The organism is Pantoea sp. SGAir0175 (assembly GCF_043547855.1).
In genome coordinates, this window is record NZ_CP028082.1 from 492,521 (window position 1) to 513,816 (window position 21,296).

At 60.6% G+C, this 21,296-nt stretch carries 20 protein-coding genes and 1 riboswitch; of the genes, 4 read left to right on the forward strand and 16 right to left on the reverse strand.

Translation table 11 applies throughout. The annotated features are described in order from the left end of the window. Positions 1 to 29: 29 nt before the first annotated feature. On the forward strand, positions 30 to 362 hold the full coding sequence (locus tag C1N56_RS21540; protein WP_394517537.1) for a four-helix bundle copper-binding protein: 333 nt from the start codon (positions 30 to 32) through the stop codon (positions 360 to 362). A 59-nt stretch (positions 363 to 421) separates the two neighbouring features. Here the strand turns inward: C1N56_RS21540 and C1N56_RS21545 are convergent, their stop codons facing one another. The 11 genes from C1N56_RS21545 to C1N56_RS21595 all read right to left on the reverse strand — a co-directional run bounded on the left by C1N56_RS21545 (position 422) and on the right by C1N56_RS21595 (position 13,313). Continuing rightward, complete coding sequence (locus tag C1N56_RS21545) at positions 422 to 1,195, reverse strand: SDR family oxidoreductase (RefSeq protein ID WP_394517538.1); 774 nt, start codon at positions 1,193 to 1,195, stop codon at positions 422 to 424. Positions 1,196 to 1,214: 19 nt separating this feature from the next. Next, a complete protein-coding gene (locus tag C1N56_RS21550) occupies positions 1,215 to 2,663 on the reverse strand; it encodes an acyl-CoA reductase (protein WP_394517539.1) in 1,449 nt (482 codons plus the stop codon). Then, a complete protein-coding gene (locus tag C1N56_RS21555) occupies positions 2,660 to 3,742 on the reverse strand; it encodes a LuxE/PaaK family acyltransferase (protein WP_394517540.1) in 1,083 nt (360 codons plus the stop codon). The genes C1N56_RS21550 and C1N56_RS21555 overlap by 4 nt, the downstream gene beginning before the upstream one ends. Positions 3,743 to 3,837: 95 nt before the next feature. After that, positions 3,838 to 3,967: riboswitch (TPP riboswitch) on the reverse strand. Positions 3,968 to 4,041: 74 nt separating this feature from the next. Further along, positions 4,042 to 4,632: a D-alanyl-D-alanine dipeptidase gene (gene ddpX / locus C1N56_RS21560; protein ID WP_211725348.1), complete on the reverse strand. Its 591-nt coding sequence runs from the start codon at positions 4,630 to 4,632 to the stop codon at positions 4,042 to 4,044. Between the two features lie 14 nt (positions 4,633 to 4,646). Then, positions 4,647 to 5,762 carry a M24 family metallopeptidase gene (locus tag C1N56_RS21565; RefSeq protein ID WP_394517541.1) on the reverse strand — a complete coding sequence of 372 codons (1,116 nt, stop codon included), beginning with the start codon at positions 5,760 to 5,762 and terminating at the stop codon, positions 4,647 to 4,649. Next, positions 5,759 to 6,988, reverse strand: a complete 1,230-nt coding sequence (locus tag C1N56_RS21570) for a M20 family metallopeptidase (RefSeq protein WP_315655322.1) — start codon at positions 6,986 to 6,988, stop codon at positions 5,759 to 5,761. The genes C1N56_RS21565 and C1N56_RS21570 overlap by 4 nt, the downstream gene beginning before the upstream one ends. A gap of 10 nt (positions 6,989 to 6,998) precedes the next feature. Next, entirely contained in the window at positions 6,999 to 8,636 is a 1,638-nt protein-coding gene (locus C1N56_RS21575; RefSeq protein ID WP_088517510.1) for a dipeptide ABC transporter ATP-binding protein, read from the reverse strand. After that, positions 8,633 to 9,463 (reverse strand): ABC transporter permease, encoded by an 831-nt coding sequence (locus tag C1N56_RS21580; protein ID WP_021508730.1) that lies wholly within the window; start codon positions 9,461 to 9,463, stop codon positions 8,633 to 8,635. Before C1N56_RS21580 ends, C1N56_RS21575 begins: the two co-directional genes overlap by 4 nt. Further along, a complete protein-coding gene (locus C1N56_RS21585; protein WP_021508731.1) occupies positions 9,456 to 10,403 on the reverse strand; it encodes an ABC transporter permease in 948 nt (315 codons plus the stop codon). Before C1N56_RS21585 ends, C1N56_RS21580 begins: the two co-directional genes overlap by 8 nt. A 9-nt stretch (positions 10,404 to 10,412) precedes the next feature. Beyond that, positions 10,413 to 12,011: an ABC transporter substrate-binding protein gene (locus tag C1N56_RS21590; RefSeq protein ID WP_394517542.1), complete on the reverse strand. Its 1,599-nt coding sequence runs from the start codon at positions 12,009 to 12,011 to the stop codon at positions 10,413 to 10,415. Positions 12,012 to 12,032: 21 nt separating this feature from the next. Continuing rightward, positions 12,033 to 13,313: a M20 family metallopeptidase gene (locus C1N56_RS21595; RefSeq protein ID WP_394517543.1), complete on the reverse strand. Its 1,281-nt coding sequence runs from the start codon at positions 13,311 to 13,313 to the stop codon at positions 12,033 to 12,035. A 79-nt stretch (positions 13,314 to 13,392) separates the two neighbouring features. Here C1N56_RS21595 and C1N56_RS21600 point away from each other — a divergent pair, with 79 nt between their 5' ends. Both C1N56_RS21600 and C1N56_RS21605 read left to right on the forward strand, forming a co-directional pair. Beyond that, the gene (locus tag C1N56_RS21600) at positions 13,393 to 14,163 is read left to right on the forward strand and encodes a GntR family transcriptional regulator (RefSeq protein WP_241798089.1); all 771 of its coding nucleotides are present in this window, start codon (positions 13,393 to 13,395) and stop codon (positions 14,161 to 14,163) included. Positions 14,164 to 14,292: 129 nt separating this feature from the next. Next, positions 14,293 to 14,754 carry an OsmC family protein gene (locus C1N56_RS21605; protein ID WP_241798090.1) on the forward strand — a complete coding sequence of 154 codons (462 nt, stop codon included), beginning with the start codon at positions 14,293 to 14,295 and terminating at the stop codon, positions 14,752 to 14,754. On the opposite strand, the gene C1N56_RS21610 is transcribed toward C1N56_RS21605, so the two are convergent. The 3 genes from C1N56_RS21610 to C1N56_RS21620 all read right to left on the reverse strand — a co-directional run bounded on the left by C1N56_RS21610 (position 14,755) and on the right by C1N56_RS21620 (position 19,070). Next, positions 14,755 to 15,831 (reverse strand): diguanylate cyclase, encoded by a 1,077-nt coding sequence (locus C1N56_RS21610; RefSeq protein ID WP_058770474.1) that lies wholly within the window; start codon positions 15,829 to 15,831, stop codon positions 14,755 to 14,757. A 173-nt stretch (positions 15,832 to 16,004) separates the two neighbouring features. After that, positions 16,005 to 17,840, reverse strand: a complete 1,836-nt coding sequence (locus tag C1N56_RS21615) for a methyl-accepting chemotaxis protein (RefSeq protein ID WP_394517544.1) — start codon at positions 17,838 to 17,840, stop codon at positions 16,005 to 16,007. 180 nt (positions 17,841 to 18,020) lie between these two features. Beyond that, positions 18,021 to 19,070 carry an NAD(P)-dependent alcohol dehydrogenase gene (locus C1N56_RS21620; protein ID WP_394517545.1) on the reverse strand — a complete coding sequence of 350 codons (1,050 nt, stop codon included), beginning with the start codon at positions 19,068 to 19,070 and terminating at the stop codon, positions 18,021 to 18,023. Positions 19,071 to 19,178: 108 nt separating this feature from the next. On the opposite strand from C1N56_RS21620, the gene C1N56_RS21625 reads away from it, so the two are divergent. Next, a complete protein-coding gene (locus tag C1N56_RS21625; RefSeq protein WP_058770471.1) occupies positions 19,179 to 19,607 on the forward strand; it encodes a winged helix-turn-helix transcriptional regulator in 429 nt (142 codons plus the stop codon). An 86-nt stretch (positions 19,608 to 19,693) separates the two neighbouring features. Here C1N56_RS21625 and C1N56_RS21630 read toward each other — a convergent pair whose 3' ends face one another. Both C1N56_RS21630 and C1N56_RS21635 read right to left on the reverse strand, forming a co-directional pair. Then, on the reverse strand, positions 19,694 to 20,515 hold the full coding sequence (locus tag C1N56_RS21630; RefSeq protein ID WP_394517713.1) for a Cof-type HAD-IIB family hydrolase: 822 nt from the start codon (positions 20,513 to 20,515) through the stop codon (positions 19,694 to 19,696). Between the two features lie 135 nt (positions 20,516 to 20,650). Continuing rightward, positions 20,651 to 21,289 carry a TetR family transcriptional regulator gene (locus C1N56_RS21635; RefSeq protein WP_058775568.1) on the reverse strand — a complete coding sequence of 213 codons (639 nt, stop codon included), beginning with the start codon at positions 21,287 to 21,289 and terminating at the stop codon, positions 20,651 to 20,653. Between the last annotated feature and the right edge of the window lie 7 nt (positions 21,290 to 21,296).

The following is a 21,296-nucleotide window of genomic DNA, read 5'->3' on the forward strand; positions in this document are numbered from 1 at the left end:
CGCTATTAACCTGACGCTAAGGGAAACGCATGAACGCTGAACTCAATGACTGTATCGCGCTGTGCTATCGCTGCGCGACCGCCTGCGACCACTGTGCGGCGGCTTGTCTGCTGGACGCTGACGCCAGTGAGATGAGCGTCTGCATTAGCCTGAATCAGCAGTGCGCGGCGCTGTGTCGCTTAACCGCCCAACTGCTGGCTGCCCAGAGTGAACTGAGCGAGCAGCTCTGTACCATCACGTCGATGGCCTGTCAGCTGGCTGGTTGGGAGTGCCAGAAGCACCAGCATCCACACTGTCAGACCTGTGCGGAAATTTGCCTGCAGTGCGCAGATAGCTGCATGACGGTGGGCATGGCGGAATAACGGATAGAGGTACCGGGAGGGCGGTGGCAGGTCGCCAGTGCGGCGACTGGCGGCCTGGCTTAATGGTCCTGCATCACCAAACCGCCATCGACATACAGCGTCTGGCCGGTGACAAATTCGCTCCATGCTGATGCCAGAAACAGCACTGGCCCGGCGACATCCGCGGCGCGCGCCAGTCGTCCGAGCGGCGTTTGCGCCGTCAGCGCGTGGCGGACCGCTTCTGGCGTATGCTGACTGGCATCGGTGGGATACACCAGTCCCGGCGCCACACAGTTCACCCGAATGCCCAGCGCCCCCAGTTCGGCCGCCAGCGTCCGGCTAAAGCCCGTCAGCGCGGCTTTTGCGGTGATATAGTCGTGATAAGCCACCGCTGGCCGGGCGATCAAATCACTCACAAGATTGATGATACTGCCGCGCGCGCGGCGGCGCATCAGCGGCAAGGCCGCCTGACACACGTTGTAGCAGGCGTTCACTGCGCCATCAAACTGCGTCTGGTAAGCGGACCAGGACGTTTCCCAGAAGCGCTGGCGCTGGTCCGGATCGAAGCGATAAGGTGCGAAGGCATTGTTCACTACCACATCCAGTCGGCCGGTGGCGGCCTCGATCTGCTGCATCATATCAGCTACCTGTGCGGCACAGGTCACATCGGCGGCAATCGCCAGTGCACCCCCGCCCTGTGCTTCACAGGCCGCCACCACCTGCGCAGCGGCGTCGTGATTACGTAAATAGTTGACCACGACAAACGCGCCTTCGGCGGCAAAGCCCTGGGCAATGGCGGCGCCAATACCGCGACTGGCGCCGGTCACCAGCACGGTGTGATTGCTGAATTTCATTGCGTTTCTCCACGCCCGCTCAGTCAAGATAGGGCGCATAGTGTTCAGCGGCGGTTTCCGCCGCCTGTTCGATTTCGCACAGGGTGACCAGATCCAGCAGGCTAAAGCGGCCATCGTGATGCCAGCCCGCCTCCGGTGAAGTCATGTTACCCAGCGCCGTGATGCGCGTGACGCCCGCCGCCCCGAGTTGCGCCGCCAGCCGAAACAGCGTCTCGGGCGCGGCCGCGAGGCCAACGCTTTGCAGATACGCGCGCTGCGCGGCTACCCAGCTTACCGTCTCCTCCAGCATATCCACGGCAATCACCTTCAGCGTACGTCCGAGCGCGCCCGGTTGTAACGGCTCCGGCTTGTCGACGTACACCACCGCCCAGGCATCGTGTTCATCGCCGTACAGCGTGCGGTCACCGCTCAGCGCATGCATTTCCTCCGCGTTACGCCACGCGGCCATAGCCTGACTTTCACCCAGCGTCAGCGTCGCGCGCGGATAGCGCTGTGCCAGCGCGGCAAGTTCATGGGCGAGGTAAGCAGCAAACTCCTGCGGCGACACCCGGCCGCCGCGCTCAATAAACAGCGCCTGCGGCGAGTAACAGCCGGCCTGGTCATAGCGCATCACATCGTAAGCCACCTGACGCGCCAGCGCCGGACCGCGCCGCACGTCCAGCGCCGACCGCGCCACCATGCCAAAACTGATTTTGTGGCCGTGCGGCAGAAAGCGCGTGGCTGGCGGCAGACGCCGCTGCATCGCCGTCAGCGCGGCTTCTCCGCCATAAGCCATCACCACGTCTGCCTCGCGGAACCACTGCTGCTCAGTGCGTTCATCACCGCCCTGCCACCATAAGACGGCCAGACAGTCGCCCAGCTGCGGATCGATCTCCGCCAGCAGCTGGGCGAACCAGCCCGCCATCAGCGGCTCTGCGCTCGCCACTTTGCCCACGCTTCCCGCCTTCACCAGCAGGCCGGCAATCAGGCTCCACAGCGGCAAACCCGGCACATTGCCGGCCCAGACCTGCAGCAACAGCTGTGGACCAAACGCGCGGGCCAAGCCGCCTTTTGGCCGCGGCTGAAAATCGTCCAGCATCTGCACGTTGCCGAAATCTTCCGCCAGAAAACGCCGCAGCTGCGGTTCACGGAAGGTTTTGAGATAGCCGGTTAAACCGAGCCGCAGCATCCCGGCGTCATAGCCGGTAACCAGCGGCAGCAACCGCTCCGCCTGCTGGCGCAACGGGTGCGAACGGTCAAGCAGGCGCGAGATGGCTTCATCAATCAACGCGGTGATGCGCACTACGCTCAGGGTGTGCAGGTAGCGGCGCGCGTTATCGCGAACGCTGGCCGCCAGCGTGGCAATCTGCGCCTCGGACAGCACCGGCACGCACACTTCCAGCGCGCTGCCCTGCTGGCCAAAGTGCAGGCTGTGCCACGTCACCTCGCTGTGGCGGATGCCCGGCAGATGGCCGGCATACACTTTCATGCCCGCGCCTGCGCGGCAGCGAGAAACGATTCCATCGCCAGCGAGCAGCCTTTGGCATCGGCGCCCGCGACGCGGCCCAGCAGCTGAAACCCGCCGGGCACCATCACGCCGGCATCTTCGGTCAGAATGGCGGAAACAGAATTGAAATGGGCGAGATCGTGATGCACCAGTACGCCTGTCTCCCCTTCCGGCACGTCCGCACCGGTCAGCGGATTGACCACGCGCGTGCGGATCCAGTGCGGTCCGGATTTCACCGGCGGGCAGATTTCATTGCCGGCATCGTAAAACTGGGTGCTGAGTTCAGTCATGCCGTACATATTGATGCAGTGTGAACGCGGCACGCCGAGCGTCTGCTGCAGCGCGCTATAAAACGCTTCCGCCGCCACTTCACGCGACTGGCCCTTAAAACCCCCGGTGTCGAGGATGCGGCTGCCCGGCGGCAGCACGAAACGTCGCTGCTGACGTGCCAGTTCGTCCAGCAGATGGACAAAACTGTAGCTGGCGCCCAGCAGGGCATAAGGCTGGCCGCTGGCCTGCGCCTGCTCCAGCGCGGCGATCAGACGCGCGATTTTCAGGCCCTGCGCATCGACCATCACTTCGCTGTCTGGCGTGCCGCATTCGTGCATCGCCAGCGTCAGATAGTGGGCCAGCGAAGAGTTGGGCAGCGCGCTGCTGGGCGGAAACAGAATTGCCATCGGCAGGCGCGAATGTCCGGCCATAAAACGCTGGCGGAAGTTGATCAGCATCGAGCGATCATAAACCGCCAGCGTCGGGTGATAGCTGCGCCCCCGGCCGGTACCCGTGGTGCCGCTGGTCATAAAGATGTGGGGAATCTCCGCCACCGGACGGCAGCTCAGCGTCAGATCTTTAAACGCGGTGATCGGCACCGCCGGAATCTGCCGCCACTGTTTGACCGTCAGCGGCGTGCGGCCGCGCTGGCGGGCGAAACGGGCGTAAGGGAGATTGTGTTCGAATTGCCACGCGAACAGCTGCAGCGCCAGCTGGTTGAAATCCGCTTCCGTGGTTTCTTCGCGCTGCATAAACGCCAGCAGCGCGGCAATGATTGACGTTTCGGTCATGAAGGTGCCCTCTTTGGACTGCGGCATAACGGCCAGCCAGGGCCTGAGAAATGCGCAGGATTCGCAGAAAGGCGCAAAGAGGGAATGAGGGCGTGCAGTGACCCCGGTTCCACATCCCTACGCCGGTATTAGCCGGATCAGGTTCAGAGGGTCACTACGTTGCCGGCCGTGACAGCCGCGCGGGTAGAATCTCAGCCCTCTAACAGGGCACCCCTTGGAACAAGCTGCATTCTGGGGTCGGAACGGAGGGCGTGTCAAGGCGGGAAGGCGCAGAACCCCCCGCTTCAGCAACGCGATTATTAACGCGCAATATCACTCACAGGAGCGCGATCAGCCCGGCTGACGCAGGCAAAGCGATCGCTGAGCAGCGGATAGTTTTGCGCATCCGGCAGTTCAAAGTGCCACCATTCGGTGGGCATCCCGACAAAACCGCCGCCGAGCATGATGGCGTTCAGCAACAGGCGATGGCGCTGCGCCTGCTGCGGCACGTTGGGATGGAACGGGTGCGACTCAGCAGACATGTCGTCAAACCCGGTCCCCATCTCCAGAATATTGCCCGCCTCATCCACCAGCGTCACATCGATCGCCACGCCACGGCTGTGATTCGAGCCCCGCGCCGGTGGCACCACATAATCCGCGTCCGGACAGGCATCCCACAAGTGCCACTGCGCCTGCTGCGGACGATACGCGTCCAGCACCAGCAGGCGAAATCCCGCCAGCAGGGCGATGTCGCTGCTGCGGCGCAGCGCGGCGGCGGCATCCGGATGCAGCAACGCCTGCGCGTCGCGATAAATAGCATACCCGGCGATGTTATCGGCGGTGGCGTACTTCAGATCAAACATCAGGCCCGGCAAGGTGGCAGCCAAATCGATTAATTCAACGTCCTGCACTGTACATCATCCTGTTAATTGTTAGCCGGCAGCGTAAAGGGCTGGCGCGGCAGCGTGGTGAGTCGCTCTGCGCCCTGTGCCGTGACGCGCACGGTTTCACTGAAGGCGAGGCCCTGCGCTGAAATATACATGTGAAACACCATGTTTTCCTCCAGTAACCACGGCGCCTGAGGATGAAAACAGCAGCTGAAATCGCTCGGACGCGGAGTGCGCGTATACAGACCCAGCGCATAACCGGTGATGTTGCTGTAATCCTCACGCAGCCCGGCGCTGAGCACCGCCTCACGCGCGACGGCATCCACCGTACAGGCCGCAACGCCCGGCTTCATCGCCCGTAGCTGGCGATCCTGAATGGCGATCAGCTGTTGTGCCAGCGCCGCGCGCGCCGCAGAGATTCCACCGACAATCAGTGGACGCATCAGGCGCGCGCTGTAGTGCCGCACTTTTGGGATCAGCTCAACGTGCAGCACATCGCCCGCTTGCAGACGCTGCTCATGGCCGCTGGCATGCAAAAAGCCGCTATCGCCGCTGGCGATGACAATCGGTCCGGTTTCACCGCTGTCAGCACCGAGCCGCAGAAATTGTGCCGCCGCCAGCGCGGCGACATCACGCACACGCCAGCCGCCCTGCACCTGCGCACTCAGCTGGGCCAGCGTGGCATCGGCAATGCTGGCGGCCTGGTGTAAGCTGGCGATTTCAGCCTGAAATTTAACGCTGCGCAACCGGTCGCTGATGCCGCTGACATCACACCAGCGCACCCCGGGCAGATGGCGCGCCAGCTGCTGCCAGCTATGCACCGTCATGCCGTAGGATGCATAATCCGCGCCCAGCCGCGCCCGCTGATAGCCGCGCCGCGTCAGGCTTTGCGCCACTGCCAGCCACGGATCGTCTTCATCACGGTACGCGTCAATCGCCAGCTGCGGTGACTGCGCGCGGCACGGCGCGGCATCCAGCTGGCGCAGCACCATCCACGGTTCGTCCTGCAACGGCACCAGACAGGCACGATAACGCGTTTCCGACACGGTATAACCGGTTAACCATGCCAGCAGTTCGCCATGATCGATCAGCATCACCTCAATGTCGGCGGCGCGCATGGCGCTGCGCAGCCGTGAGAGCGCGTCGGCGATCATGACGCCGGTTCAACCGGCTGGCAGATGTCGAGGATCGCCAGCAAATAGATACGCACCATATCGAGAAATTCACTGATCTCAACGCGCTCGTCCGGCATGGTGTTGTACTTGCCGCCGGGCCCGCACACGATGCCCTCCATACCCGCATGCTGATACAGGTGCGCCGCATCGGTACCGTAGAAGGCGGGCGGCGTGATCACCCCGGTGGGCTGCGGCGTGCCGCGCACGGTCTGCCAGCCGCGATTGACCGCTTTAACGATTGGCGATTCCGGCGACACCTCAAACGGCAGCATGGTGGGTTTATCGCGCAGGCCGTCATCGAACAGCTGCGCCTGCAGGCCCGGATAGCGCTGGCACAGTGCATCCAGCAGGGCCTGCAGATCGGCCAGCACGCCGTCTACCGTTTGCCCCGGCGCAAAGCGGGCGGAGCCTTTCAGGCGGACAAAATCCGCGACCTGCGGCGGCCGCCACTCCTGCAAATCACGCCCCAGCGCACCGTGTACGGTGCCAATATGACCACGGTTAATTTTGCGGTGTTCTGCGCTTTTCGCTCCGCTGAAGGTGATGTTATTGATCTGTGGAATCAGTTCAACCGCCGCCGCAATCGCGTCGACCGCCTCCTCACGCTTTGACAGATGGCGCGTATCGCCGGTCAGTTCAATGGTGAACATCAGCGAGCCGGCATGCATGGTCAGTGCCTGTAGATCCGTGGGTTCGGCATTGATGAAATAGTCGGCGCGTATGCCCTGCTCAATCGCCGCCAGCGTACCGATGCCGCCCTGTAACTCGCCGACCACGTAAGTGAGGATCACGTCGCCCCTGAGCTTCACGCCGGCATCAATCAACGTCTTCAGCGCGCAGAAATAGGCGGCATCGCCCGCTTTCATGTTAGAAACGCCGATGCCGTAAATAAACTGCTCGTCGATTTTTCCCGCCCAGGGATCGACGGTCCAGCCTTCGGTGACCGGGTTAGTATCAAGATGGCCGTTGAACAGCAGGCTGTGGCCGCCCCCGCTACCGGCCAGCCGCCCAATGGCGTTCAGCCGATCGCCAGCCACCGGCTGCAGCTCGGTTTCCAGCCCCAGCTGCGCCATCTGTTCTGCCATATAGCGGGCTAATTCGCGTTCGCCCTCGGTGGCACTGTAACTTTTGTGCTGCACCATTTTTGCCAGGAAAGCGAGGCAGTATTCACGATCGATGTGATGAATTAACTGTTCAGGGTTCATGCGCTTCTCGTTATGCCACGGATTGGGTCAGATCAGGGATGTGCACGGCATCAAGCAGTGCACGGGTGTAAGGATGCTGTGCCTGCGCCCGCATGTTCTCGCCGGGCAGCACTTCCACCACATCGCCGCGATACATCACCGCCACGCGATGCGCGATCTGGCGGATGAGATTGAGATCGTGGGTGATGAACAGATATGCCGTGCCGTAGCGACGGCGCAGCTCCAGCAGCAGCTCGATAATGGTGGCCTGCACCGACACATCCAGCGCCGCCGTGATTTCATCGCAAATCACCAGGTCCGGCGGGTTAGCGAAGGCGCGTGCAATCGCCACGCGCTGTTTTTGCCCGCCCGACAGCGCGTGCGGATAGCGGCTGGCAAATTCCGCAGGCAGCCGCACTTCCTGCAGCAGACGCGCCACCGCCTGCGCCTCGCTTTCTCCCGGTGGCAGTCCATACAGCCGCAGCGGACGGGCGATAATTTCGCCGACGGTCATGCGCGGATTGAGTGACGCATCCGGATGCTGAAAAATCATCTGCACGCGGCGGCGATACGCCGGGTCCATCTGCGCGCGGCCATATAACGTCGCGCCGCAGAAGTCGATGCTGCCACTGAACGGCACCAGGCCGGTTATCGCCTTGCCGAGTGAAGATTTACCCGAACCGGACTCGCCGACCACGCCGAGAATTTCGCCCTGATGCACCGTCAGCGAAACCGCATTGGCGGCCCGCGTCGTGTTCGCTTCGCGTTTCAACAGCCGATCGAGCACGCCGTGCTGGCCATAATCAATCGTCATCGCCTGCAGGCTGAGCAGCGGCTGACGGCCGGCCGCATCCGCGACCAGCCGATGCTGCGGATCCGGCACCGCGGCAATCAGTTTGCGCGTATACGGATGCGCGGGCGCGCTGAACAGCGTGCGCGTCGCGGCCTGCTCGACGATGCGGCCCTGCTCCAGCACGCACACGCGGTCGGCCACTTTCGCCACCAGCGCCAGATCGTGTGAGATATACAGCGACGCGACGCCGGTCTCGGCGCGCAGTCGCTCGTAAAGGTCGAGGATTTGCGCTGAGCTGATGACGTCCAGCGCCGTGGTCGGCTCATCAAAAATCAGGCAGTCCGGCTGGCAGGCGAAGGCGGTAGCGATCAGGATGCGCTGCTTCTCACCACCGGAAACCTGATGCGGATAGCGCTGCATCATGCGTGCCGGGTGCTTCAGCTCGACATCGCGCAGCAGCGATTCCCCCAGCTGCTGCGCTTCGCGCGCTGACAGCCCACGATGACGGCGCAGCACTTCGGTGACCTGTTCACCCAGCGTCAGTGTCGGGTTCAGCGACGCGCTGGGATCCTGAAAAATCATGCCAAGCTTTTTACCGCGCAGCGCCATCAGTTGGTGCGCTGGCAGCTGCAGCAGGCTTTCGCCGTTCAGCCGGATATCACCCGCCTGCTCGCGTGCGTTACTGGCCAGCCAGCGCATGATCGCCCAGCCGAGGGTGGTCTTGCCGGAGCCGGACTCTCCTACCAGCCCCAACACTTCGCCCGGCATCACCTGCAGGGTGATATCGCGCAGTACCGGCAGTGAATGGCCGCGCGCTAACGCATAATCGAGGCTGTAATTGTCCACCGACAGCACCGGGTTGTGCGGACTCTTCATTTGTGGCTCCCTGGATTTAACACATCACGCAGGCCATCGCCCAGCAGGTTGAAGCCAATCGCCACCAGCGCGATAGCCAGACCGGGGATCATCATCATCCACGGTGCTTTAAAGAAATAACTGCGCGCTTCGGACACCATCAGCCCCCACTCCGGCTCGGGCGGCTGCGCGCCGAGGCCGAGAAAGCTCAGCGTGGCAAACAGCATGATGGCGAATGCCACGCGAATGGTGGCTTCCACGATGATCGGCGCGAGAATGTTCGGCAGCATTTCGCGCAGAATGATGTAGTAACCCGCTTCGCCGCGCGCGATGGCGGCGCTGATGTAGTCCTGCTGACGCGCCGCCAGCGCCACGCTGCGCGCAATGCGCACCATACCCGGCACGAAGGCGATAGTGATAGCCAGCACGGCGTTCATGCTGCTCTGCCCCAGGGTGCTGACAATCAGCAGCGCAAACAGCAGGCTGGGAATCGCCATCACCGCATCCATGGTGCGCATCAGGAATTCATCCACTTTGCCGCCAAGGTAGGCGCTGGCGGTGCCCAGTACTGAGCCAATAACCATCGCGAGCGCGGTCGCCAGCAGCGACAGCAAAATGGTGGACCGCGCGCCGACCAGCACCCGGCTGAAAATGTCGCGCCCCAGCTGATCGGTGCCGAACCAGTGTTCCGCGCTGGGCGGGCGATAACGCGTCAGAATCGAAATCGACTCCGGATCAAACGGTGCCACGTGCGCGCCGCCCGCTACCATCAGCAGCGCCAGCAGCAGAATCAGCACACCCGCCGCACCCTGCGGCGAGCGCAGTAATCGTTTCAGTATTTCAGGCATAGGAAATCCGCTTATCGAGCATGACGTAGGCCAAATCCGCAAGGAAATTCACCACGGCATAGGTTGCCGCGAGGATCATCACGCCGGCCTGAATAGTGGGCAGATCGCGCGCCTGTACCGCGACAATCAGCTCCCGGCCAATACCGGGAATGGCAAAAATCTCCTCCACCACCACAATCCCGCCCAGCAGATAGCCGACGTCGAGCGCCACAATGGTGATGGTGGGCAACAGGCCATTGCGCAGCGCATGGCGCCACAGGATGCGCCGGCGCGACAGGCCTTTCAGCCACGCGGCGCGAACGTAGTCGGTGTGCAGCACGTCAACCATTTCCGAGCGCACCATGCGCGAAACGTGTGCCACCAGAATCAGCGCAACGGTGATCGACGGCAGAATCAGGTGCTGAATACCGCTGATAAAATTTTCGCTGAGCGGCACGTAGCCGGTGGCGGGCAGAATCTGCCAGACATCGGCAAACAGCAGCAGCACCAGCGTGGCGGTGACGAATTCCGGAAACGAGATGCCCATATACGAGATCACGCTGACCAGCACATCGGCGGTCTTACCGCGCCGCACGGCCGCCCAGATGCCGAGCGGAATGGCGATCACCAGCATCAGTAACAGGGCGCACAGCGCCAGCAGCAGCGAGCGCGACAGCGCGGTCAGCAGCGTTGGCCCGACCGCCAGGCCATTGCGCATCGACACGCCAAAGTTGCCCTGCAACGCCTGCGTCAGCCAGTGCCAGTATTGCAGCCAGGCGGGCGCATCCAGCCCAAGCCGCGCCCGCACCGCCGCCAGCGCTTCCGGCGTGGCGTTTTGTCCCAGCAGCGTGACCGCGGCATCGGCGGGCAGCAGTTGAGTGATGCCGAACACCAGCAGCGACACCACCAGCAGCGTGTAAATCATCAGCAGCAGGCGTTTAAGCAGGTAACTTGCTGTCACGGTCGCTCCTTACAGGCTGCGCTTTGGCGCGTTAGCGGTCAGCCAGACATGATCGAGGCGGAACACCGCACCGCGCGGATGCAGATGATAGCCCGCCACGTGCTCACGACTGGCAGCCAGCAAATCAAAGAAGGTCGGGATTAACGAGGGCACCTCGTCGTGCATCAGCTGCTGGGCTTTGCCGTACAGCTGGGTGCGCAGCGTTTCGTCATTGGTTTCGCGCGCCGCCATCACCGCACCGTCGAAAGCCGCATTGTTCCAGCGCGTTTCGTTCCACGCCGCTGTTGAGGTATAGAGCAGAGAAAACACCGCATCCGGCGTCGGCTGCATGTTGTAAAAGCCGACGTAGAAATTGCCCTTCTTCCACACCTGATCGAGATAGGTGCTGTGCGCCATGGTCTGCACATTAATACGGAAACCGCCCGGTTTCGCCATCTCCCGCAGGGCAATCCCTAGCTGGGTGCGGGTTGACGGCTTGTCTGAGGCGATAAGCGTTAAATCCAGCCCATTCGGATAACCGGCCTCCGCCAGCAGCGCTTTGGCTTTGCTGTAGTCCAGCGCTTTTTGCGTCAGCTGCGCGTAATACGGATAAGCGGCGTTGATTGGCGTGTCGTTACCCGGCGATCCCAGACCGTCTGCGACAAAATCTACCGATGCCTGACGATCCACGCACAGCGCCAGCGCCTGGCGGACGCGCACATCATTAAACGGCTTTTGATCGCAGCCCATGTTGACGTTAAGAAACTGACCGGATGCCACGCGCAGCGGCAGCACGCCCGCCGATTTGGCTAAGCGCGCAAACTCGCTCGACTGCGCACTCAGCATCAGATCGGTATCGCCGGCGATCAGCGCGGAGCTTTCAGCGATAGCGTCGGGATACACCACCACTTCCACACCATCCAGATACGGCCGCGTGGCGTCGTAATAGTGCGGGTTGCGTTTCACCACGATTTTGCGTTCCGGATCGTAAGACACCAGCTGGAACGGCCCGGCCCCCAGCGAGGCGCTGCTCAGCTTGTCGTACTGCCCCTGCGCGATATGCGCCGGGATAATTTTGGCATCCGGATAGGCCAGCATCACCGGCAGATCGGCATAAGGCGCCTCGGTCTCAATCAGGATGGTGTTATTGTCTTTGGCGCTTACCGTTTTAATCGGGCCGATGTTGTGCAGCGCCGGTGAGGCGTTTTTCGGGTCCAGCAGTGCCTGCAGGCTGGCGACCACGTCCGCTGCGGTGAGCGGCGAACCGTCGCTGAAGCGCAGATCGGGCCGCAGCGTGAAGGTCCACTGGGTTAAGTCGTCGTTCGGCTGCCAGGACTGCGCCAGATCGCCTTCCGCTTTCATCGCCTGCGTCAGGCGGGTTAAGCCGCTATACAACAGCTCTGCCACCAGATATTCCGGATTAACCCGCACCTGATGGGGATTGAGCACGCTGACCGCCTGGTCAACGCTGATGCGCAATACGCCACCTTTACGCGGCGTGCCGCCGGGGGTCGCGCTGGCAACGGCGGCAGCCGAGGCACTGAATGACCAGGACAGCAGCGCCGCTCCGGTCAGGGCGGTTGAACTGGCGATAAACTGTCTGCGGTTTAACCCTTTCATGGCGCACATCTTCTGTTCCTCGTTGGTTTATTAATTACCCTGGGTTGGCTGAAAATCATTGGCGAGATACGCCAGAATCGACTGCGAAAGTGCAATAACATCTGCCATCGTGGTGTATTCATCGGCGGCATGAATGCGGTTATCGGGACGGGCAAGTCCGCCCAGCAGAATTTCCTGAATGCCGGCCTGCTGTACCCAGCCCATATCCGAGCTGGTGGCGGATCCCCAGGCTTTGAATTCTGCTGGCGGGAAGCCGAAGCCCTGGCTGAGCGCCGCCTGCCAGCGCGGCCAGTGCGGACCGGTGGGATCGGCGACTGGCGCCAGATGGCCAATCAGCTGCAGCGTGACGTCGCTGGCGGCGCTGCCCTGCATCGCCTTATCCACGCACTGCGTCAGCTCCTGCCACACGTCGGCAAACGGCTCTTCCGGCGCATAACGGCGATTAACCAGCAGCTCGAAGCGTTCCGGAATGGTGGAGCCTTTACTGCCGCCGTGCGCGGCGGCCAGCGTCAGTAAAGCGGTAAGCGGTTGGCCCTGATAGTGCGGCGGCGCGGGCATAGCCGAAACCCGCTGTTCCACCTCGCCTTTCAGCTGATACAGCGCATTCATCAGCGGAAGCGCAGCCTCAATGGCGTTAATACCCTGCAGCGGATCGCCGGAGTGCGCCGAGCGGCCGCTGACGATAATTTTGATATCGATACTGCCAAAGCAGCCGGCCCAGATGCGCGGCACCGCGCCGCCGTTAAAGCTGAGCAGGTGACCGTGGAATAACTGCTGCTCCGCCAGATAACGAATACCGGGATAAAGGCCGCCCTCTTCATCGGTACAGAGTAAAAACACCGGGTTATAGCGCAGGCTGAGCTGATAGCGCTGCGCGGCCCGCACCGCAGCCAGCGCGGCCACGATGGTGCCTTTCATATCCGCGGCGCCGCGTCCAAACAGCTTGTTTTCCGCCACGCTGAGCGCCAGCGGCGGAAAGCGCCAGCCATCGCCGGCCGGAACCGTATCGGTGTGAAAGTAGAGATTGCAGTTTTCAGCCGCGCCGGCATCCAGCGCGGCCAGCAGATTCACCCGCTCGCCCTGCGCGCTGCCGTCCGGCGTCTGCCACAGCGCGTCGGGCACCGAAACGCGCTGCAAATCAAAATGCATCGGCTGCAGCATCGTGCTCAGCAGGTCGGCGAATGCTGCGTAACCCAGTCCGGGCGGGAAGCAGGTATCCACCGCCAGCATGCGTTGCAGATCGTCAAGAATCTGCGCCTGATCGTCGGCGATATAGGTCAGAGCGCGCTGTAGTGATGAATTTTCCTGCATAAACTGTTCACTTATTGTATTTCTATATAGTTTATAGATAATGCAAATGAACAGCTGGGGTCAATCGGTAATCGGAAACATGCAAAAAAACTATGACGCGCACGACGTTCCTCAATTCAGTCGCCTGAACGAAGGCGAAGGCGCTCCGCTGTACGAAGTAGTGAAGCGCCATATCAGTGAATCCATCCTGCAGGGCGAACTGCCGGCGGGCACCATTTTGCCCAGTGAAAACAGTCTGGCGGCGAAGTTCGGTGTCTCGGTCGGTACGGTGCGCAAAGCGCTGGCGGCGCTCACGACGGAAGGGATGCTGATGCGCCGGCGCAAAACCGGCACGGTGGTGACCGGCTGGGCGCCGCTGCATAACCTCAGCCATTTCTTTCATTACTTTCGACTGCATGACAAATCGGGCGGTTTGCTGCAGTCGGAAACGCGACTGCTGGAGTATCAGCACAGCCGCGCCAGCGCCGACGAGGCCGATAAGCTGCAGATCGCACCAGGTGACGCAGTGATTCGCCTGAAACGCCTGCGCCGGGTGAAGGGCATTGCGGCCATGCATGAAACGCTGGTGCTGCCCGCCGCGCGTCTGCCCGACTTTCCACCGGCGGAACAGCTACCGCAGTTGCTGTATCGTTACCTGTTTGAGCAGTACGATGTGCGTGTTGCGGCGGTACGCGAGCAGATCAGCGCCACGCTCGCCACGGAAGAAGATGCCAACCTGCTGGAACTTGCTCTGCCGCACGCGGTGATGGTGATCGATGAGGTCTCATTTGATCAAAGCGCCACGCCGGTGATTCTTGCGCATCACCGTTTCAGCACTGAACACTTTATGTATGTCAATGAGATACGCTGATTACGTAGATGTTTTACTGTAAGGTGTTTCAGATGCGCATCGACGCGCACCTGATTAATTTGCACCAAAACGTAGCGAACGTTGTGAATAACAACCGCTAAGGTGATCTCACTGAACAGGACATTTCCCATGGCAGCACGGCAGCACCATTACCAGATTCACCTTCGCTGGAGCGGCAATCGCGGCGATGGCACAGCTTCTTATACCGCTTACGATCGTGACAGCGAATTACAGGCACCCGGTAAAACGCCCATTTTGCTGAGTGCCGATCCGGCATTTCGTGGGGATAAAACGCGCTGGAATCCTGAGGAATTGCTGCTGGCGTCTGCGGCGGCCTGCCATAAGCTGTGGTATTTACACCTGTGCGCCGATGCCGGCATTGTGGTGGAGGAGTATGAAGATGCTGCCGAAGGGAACATGGTCGAGGGGGCGCGTGGCCGCTTTACCGATATCACGCTGAAGCCGCGCATCAAACTGCGCGACCCAGCGGATGCCGATCGCGCGCGGGCATTGCATCATCAGGCACACGAAGCCTGCTTCATCGCCAACTCGCTGAATTTTCCAGTAAACTGCGATCCTGAATTTTTCTGATTATGATGCGCGGGCCAGCGGCGTTTGCCACAGCCGCACGCCGTTGCGCCCGGCGCGCTTCACTTCATACAGCGCTTCATCCGCATGGCGCAGCCAGTCGCTTAACGATTCGGCGCTGACCGCAGGCGCAATACCGATACTGACCGAGCAGCGAAACTCTGCCGAGGCCGGTAAGCGCAGCTGGGCAATCTTCTCTTTTAGCCTTTCGGCCAGCTCCACCACCGATTCATCGCTGGCCTGATGCACGATAACGCCCAGCTCATCGCCGCCAAAGCGCGCCGGAATGTCCTGCAGCCCGACATAGTTGCGCAGCAGCGCCGAAATCTCGGCCAGCAGAAAATCGCCCGCCTCATGGCCCCAGCTATCATTGACCACTTTGAAGTGATCGACATCCAGCAACAGCAGATAGCCGCTGCTATCGCCGCGCCGCGTGCTGAGAAACTCACTCTCCAGCCGCCGCTCAAACAGGCGGCGGTTAGGGATTTTCAGGCCGGGATCCATCAGCGCGATGCGCTCCAGTTCACGGTTGCGGGTGCGTAAATGCCAGGTGAGATTGTACGAAGCCACGCTGAGTACCAGCATGTAACAGGTAGCCAGCGGCAGCGTCAGCCAGACGGTTTGCGTGCTGAACGCCAGATTTACGCTGGTGCCATCCAGCAGCCACACCATAATAAACCCGCACAAAAATGCCTGTATGGCGGCAATCAGCTGCGCGCCGCCGCCAGCGGCATAGCGATCCGATGCCAGCACCGCCATGATGACAAAAGAGGGCATCGGGCTTAACGCCATCAGCGCCACCCAGATTCCGCCAAAGGCGGCATCCAGCGTCAGATTCTGGCGTTCGGTACCGGTTGAGTCTTCAGCACGAAGCGCACGCTGATACGCCAGCCATGGCCAGAAAAAAGCGTTCACAAACAGCAGCGCGCTGAATGCCAGTCCGCGCTGCATTTCCAGTAGCACTGAGAGAATCGGAAAGAAACAGAGGATCGTGCCGAGCTGACGCATGATGAACATACGACGAACGAAGCGTTTTGACCGGCGCTTCAAATGGTTTTCATCAGGCGAGTAGTAATTCATTCACGGGAAAATTCAGGTCGACAAAAATGGCAGTGTATCGGGAAAAAGTCGCCCTGCGGCGACTTTTTTTAAGAATTTTCGCCTTGCACATTGGCGCACACGCAAATAACAGCGCTTTGCCGCCAATAGCAGCAGCGGCCAGCGGGTGAAGTTCGCTGCCGCTGTGCGTGTTTTTAGCTTACAGCGCCTTGCAAACGGAACTGGCTGACCAGCCGCTGCAGCATGAATGCCTGCTCTTCCAGCGCCTGTGCGGAATGGGATGACGCGCTGACCAGCGACGCATTTTGCTGGGTAGTACCGTCCAGCTCACCTACCGCGCGCGCGATTTGCTCAATGCCGCGGCTCTGCTCATCAGAAGCAGCCGAGATCTCCGCCATGATTTCATTTACGCGTGCGATGCTACTGACAATCTGCTCCATCGTTTCACCCGCGCGCGCCACCTGCTGATGGCCGTTGCTGATTCGTCCCACCGATTCGCCAATCAGTCGTTCAATATCTTTCGCGGCTCCGGCACTGCGCTGGGCCAGATTACGCACTTCGCTGGCGACCACGGCAAAGCCTCGGCCCTGCTCGCCGGCGCGGGCGGCTTCAACCGCCGCGTTGAGCGCCAGGATGTTGGTCTGGAAGGCGATGCTGTTGATCACCGCAGTAATCTCGGCAATTTTCTTTGAACTATCAGAAATCTCGCCCATGGTGCTGACGACGTTGTGCACCGCGATACCGCCCTGACTGGCGTTATGCGTCGCTTCCGCCGCGATCTGGCTGGCGAGACGTGCATTGCTGGCATTATTTTTCACCGTGGCGGTGAGCTGCTCCATGCTGGCGGCGGTTTCCACCACCGCAGCCGATTGCTGGGCGGTGCGCGACGACAACTCCAGGTTACCCTGGTGTATGGTGCTGGCAGCCTGCGACACATTGCTGACGCTGTGCAGCACCTCGCCAATCATGCCGCGCAGCCGCGCATTCATGCGTCCCATGGCAGAGGTGAGCTGGCCGAGCTCATCCTGGCGATTAGTGACAAACTGCGAGCTGAGGTCGCCGCTGGCAATGCGTTCCGCCAGCGCGAGGTTGTGGAACACCGGGCGCGTAATCTGCCGGATAATGGTCCCGGCCACCAGCACGCCCAGCACTATTGCCAGGCTGCCAATCAGCAGCGAGAGCGCCGCTGACCCGTTAGCCAGTTCATCGTTACGCGCCTTAACCAGGGCGATGATCTGTTTGATCGCCGCGCTGCTGTTATCGCCCGCCACTTTGACGGTGTTTTCCGCGCCGCGCAGCTGGCCGTAAACCGCTGCCGCCTGCAGGCTCAGATCTTTGAAACGTTCGGTATCCTGCCATAGCGCGTTAAATCCGCCCTGCTGCTCCGCTGGCAGCTGAGTCAGTAGTGTGTTCATGTCCTGCCCGGCGCGCTGAAAATCATGTTCCAGTTTATTGCGCAGTGCCTCGCTGACGTTGAAGCGCAGCGCCCAGGCCTCTTCGCGCACATTACTGATGGCAAACAGCAGCTGATAAATCTGGTTGGTGACTTCGGGTGTGCTGACGGGGGTCCGGATTAGCCCGGTATAGCGCGACGTCATGTCCTGCTGGCTCAGCGCGTCCAGCTGGCTGCGCAGCTCGTTGAGCTGTTGGGTTGCCTGTGTCATGGCGGTGATGCTGTGCTGGAAACGGGCAAGATGGCTGGCGACATCGTCGAGCAACCCTCTGGCGTCCGCCGTCCACGGCAGCTGCTGGGCCTGCTGCGTCAGTTGCTGAGCGTGCGTGACGTAATCCGTCATGGTGCCGCCCGCTTTGTCCTCGCCGTACAGGTATTTAAGACGATTGATTTTGGCCTGAAAGACTTCAATGTTGATGTCATAAATCAGATTGGTTTTCTGATAGATGTCGTGAATCTGATTGAATCGTTGCACGCTGAGCGCTGTGGCCAGCGCCACCAGCAGCAGGACGGTGCCGAAGCCCGCCGCCAGCTTGCGCGTAATGCGCACATTCCGTAATCGGGAGACCAGTCCCATGTCTCGCTCCTGTCATTGTTGTTTTTGTTGAGTCTGCAGAAGGAGTTATCGGACCGTACCGGGAATTATTTACTGTTGCGGGGCGAAAATGTGCTGTGTCATAAAAGCGGTCCTGCCAGAGTAGCCTATTCATAGCAAAGCCGGCGATTTCAGCCTGAAATCGCCAGCCATGGTGGGCAATTACCAGCGAGTTGCCAGCATATCAATGACGAAACGGTACTTCACCTCGCCCTTTAGCATACACGTGAAGGCCGTTTCGATCTCTTCACCGGCGATCAGCTCAATATCTGCCGTGATGTTATGCTCGCCGCAGAAATCCAGCATCTCCTGAGTCTCTTTGATGCTACCGATGGATGAACCGCTGATGCTCAGACGGCGAAACACCAGCGGCGTGACGTTCGGCGACTGATGCGGTTGGTCAGGAATGCCGACCAGCACCAGACGGCCATTGGTCTTCAGCGTCGCGAGGTAAGGATCGAGATCGTGCGGTGCCGCCACGCAGTCAATGATGAAATCAAGCGAGGTCTGGCATGCCGCCATCTGCGCGGCATCACGCGACACCACCACGCGCGTCGCACCAAGACGACGTGCGTCAGCGCCTTTTTCCGGCGAGGTAGTAAACAGGGTAACCTCAGCGCCCAGCGCGCTGGCCAGTTTTACCGCCATGTGGCCCAAACCACCCAGCCCCACTACCCCGACGCTATCGCCGGCTTTGACGCCAAAATGGCGCAGCGGTGACCACACCGTCACGCCCGCACACAGCAGCGGTGCCACGCCCGCCAGCGCCAGATTTTGCGGGATCGACACGACAAAATTCTGATCGACCACCACATTCTGCGCGTAGCCGCCCCAGGTGCTGTCGCCGGTGTATTTATCGATGCCGTTGTAAGTGGCGGTGAAGCCCGCTTCGCAGTACTGCTCTTCCTGCTGCTGGCAGAAGTGGCAGGCACGGCAGGAATCCACCATCACGCCCACACCGACCACATCACCGGCTTTGAAGCGCGTAACCTGAGTTCCGGTCTCCAGCACGCGTCCAACGATCTCGTGGCCCGGCACCAGCGGATAACGACTGACCGCCCACTCATTGCGTGCCATGTGCAAATCGGAATGGCATACGCCGCAGTAAAGAATTTCAATTTTTACGTCCTGCTGCTGCAGCGGACGCAAAGTAATCTGGCCGGCAGCGAGCGGTTGCGCTGCATCCTGTGCCACCAGTGCGTTAATTTTCATGATGCCTTCCTCAAATTCTGATGTGGGCTGAATGAAGGCGGCAGACTATAATCAACGCGGTGCAGAATTGATAGTAGTCACCATTTGGTGACCATAAAGGAGAGTGCGATGCCAGCCTGGGTTGATGGCAAACTGGTTTTCTATGCGGATTCGCCACCGCGCCGTCTGATGGATCTGTTTTCGGTGAAATGGAGCACGATGGTGCTGCACGCGTTGTATCACTGGCCGGGACAGCGCGCCCGTACCGGTGAACTGCAGCGTAGCCTGCAGGGGATTTCGAAAAAAATGCTGTTTCAGACACTGAAAGAGCTGGAGCAGCGCGGCTTAATTGCACGTCAGGTCTACGAAGTGATTCCACCGAAAGTGGATTACCGGCTGACCGCGCTGGGGATGACCTTCGCCCGGCCAATTGAGCAGATGTATCAGTGGGGATTAGAAAACCAGGCGGCACTGGATGAGATGGAAGCTAACCTTCGCGCGGCAGGCGGCACGCCGGCGGAAAACGCCCGCCCTGCAGCGTCATCCGCCAGTGAATAACCACGCGCGGGTCGCATACTGTTCGTCGCGGCGCGATTTATCCCACACTAAATAGCGCCGCGGTTCGTGGATCGATCCGGTGACCGTTAACCAAATGGCGTTTCGCGTGCCAGCAGGCGGGCGATGACGTTGAGAGCGCCCTCGTCGTTATTACTTTCCGTCCGATAACGCGCGACGGCTGCCACCGGTGCAGCGGCGTTGGCCATGGCAAAGCTGTAACAGGCCTGGCGCAGCATTTCGATATCGTTGGCGCTGTCGCCAATCGCCAGCACTTCACAATCATCAATGCCCCACTTCTCCTGCAGCAGCGCGATGCCGTGCGCCTTATGACAGCCGGGAATGATTAAATCGACAAAGCCAAATCCGCTGGAGACCGGATGCATGATGTTTTCAATCGCGTTCAGTTCGCTGTGCAGACGCGCCAGCAGCGCCTCGACACCTTCGTGTGCCAGATTCAGCGAAAACTTGAAAATGGTGTCGTCGATATCGTACAGGCTGTCGCGCTTCTCCAGCCGGCGATAGTGATTCGCCAGCATGGCGGCCACCTCATCCGGCATTGACTTGTGCACATAAGCGCCGTTGCGACCGCACACCACGGTGCTGATCTCCGGCTCTTTGGCGAGAATATCCAGCACCTGATGAACACGCTCCGGCGCCAGTTCGCCGCAGAAAATTTCTTCGTTGCTGTCGGACACCCAGGCACCATTTTCAGCCACGAAGGCGATCTCATCTTTGATAGCGGGAAAATAGTGCTGCAACTGATAATACTGATTGCCGCTGGCGACCACGAAACGGATGCCTTTCTCCTTCAGCAGCGCGTACTGGCGCGCAAAACGCTGCGCGTTGTACTGCTTATTGTCATCGAGAAATGTCCCATCCATATCCACCGCAATCATTTTTACTGCCATCATGCTCTCCCGTCTCTGTGTGCCGTCAATCCATCCGGCTTTACCAAGGTTTTATCAAGCTTACTCGCGGTGTGGATTAATGAGAATGTGAATAATGAGTTTGTTAACCGCTTTCAGAGATTTCCAGCCCATTTTTTACTGCAATTCGGCCCCTTTTTCTCTGATCCAGGCACAGAACATGTCTGCCATATCGCGTGCGTAAGCCTGAATTTCTGCTGCGCTGCGCGGCGATTCGGAAAAATGCTTGCCGACGTCACCCAGCGTACTGTTGATTAAATCCGCCGCCCGCGCCACCTCAGCCGCGTCCCGCTGCGGCAGCAGCTGTTGCAGAAATTCGCACATCACATTCTCGCCATTGGCGCGCGCGGCCTGCACTTCCGGCGCATCCCGGTAAAGCGGCGCGGCATCATTCAGTGCGGTGCGCATCGCCGCCTCTTCACACTCTGAGTGCAGGAACGCCCAGGTCAGCTGATGCAAGCGCTGACGCGGCGTGGATGCGCTGTCGCGCAGAATCGAACCCAGCAGATCGCCGGTTCGCTGCCACTCTTCGCTCTGCAGACGGAAAAGGATAGCGGCCTTGTTGGGAAAATACTGGTACAGCGATCCAATACTAACGCCCGCCCGTTCGGCCACGCGGGCAGTGGTAAAGCGTGTGGCACCTTCCTGCTCCAGAACCTGAGTCGCCGCCTGCAAAATGGCTGCCACCAGCTCACTGGATCGCGCCTGCTGCGGCTTTTTTCTTTCAGAAATCTTAGCGTTACGTTGTGCGGCCATCATCTGC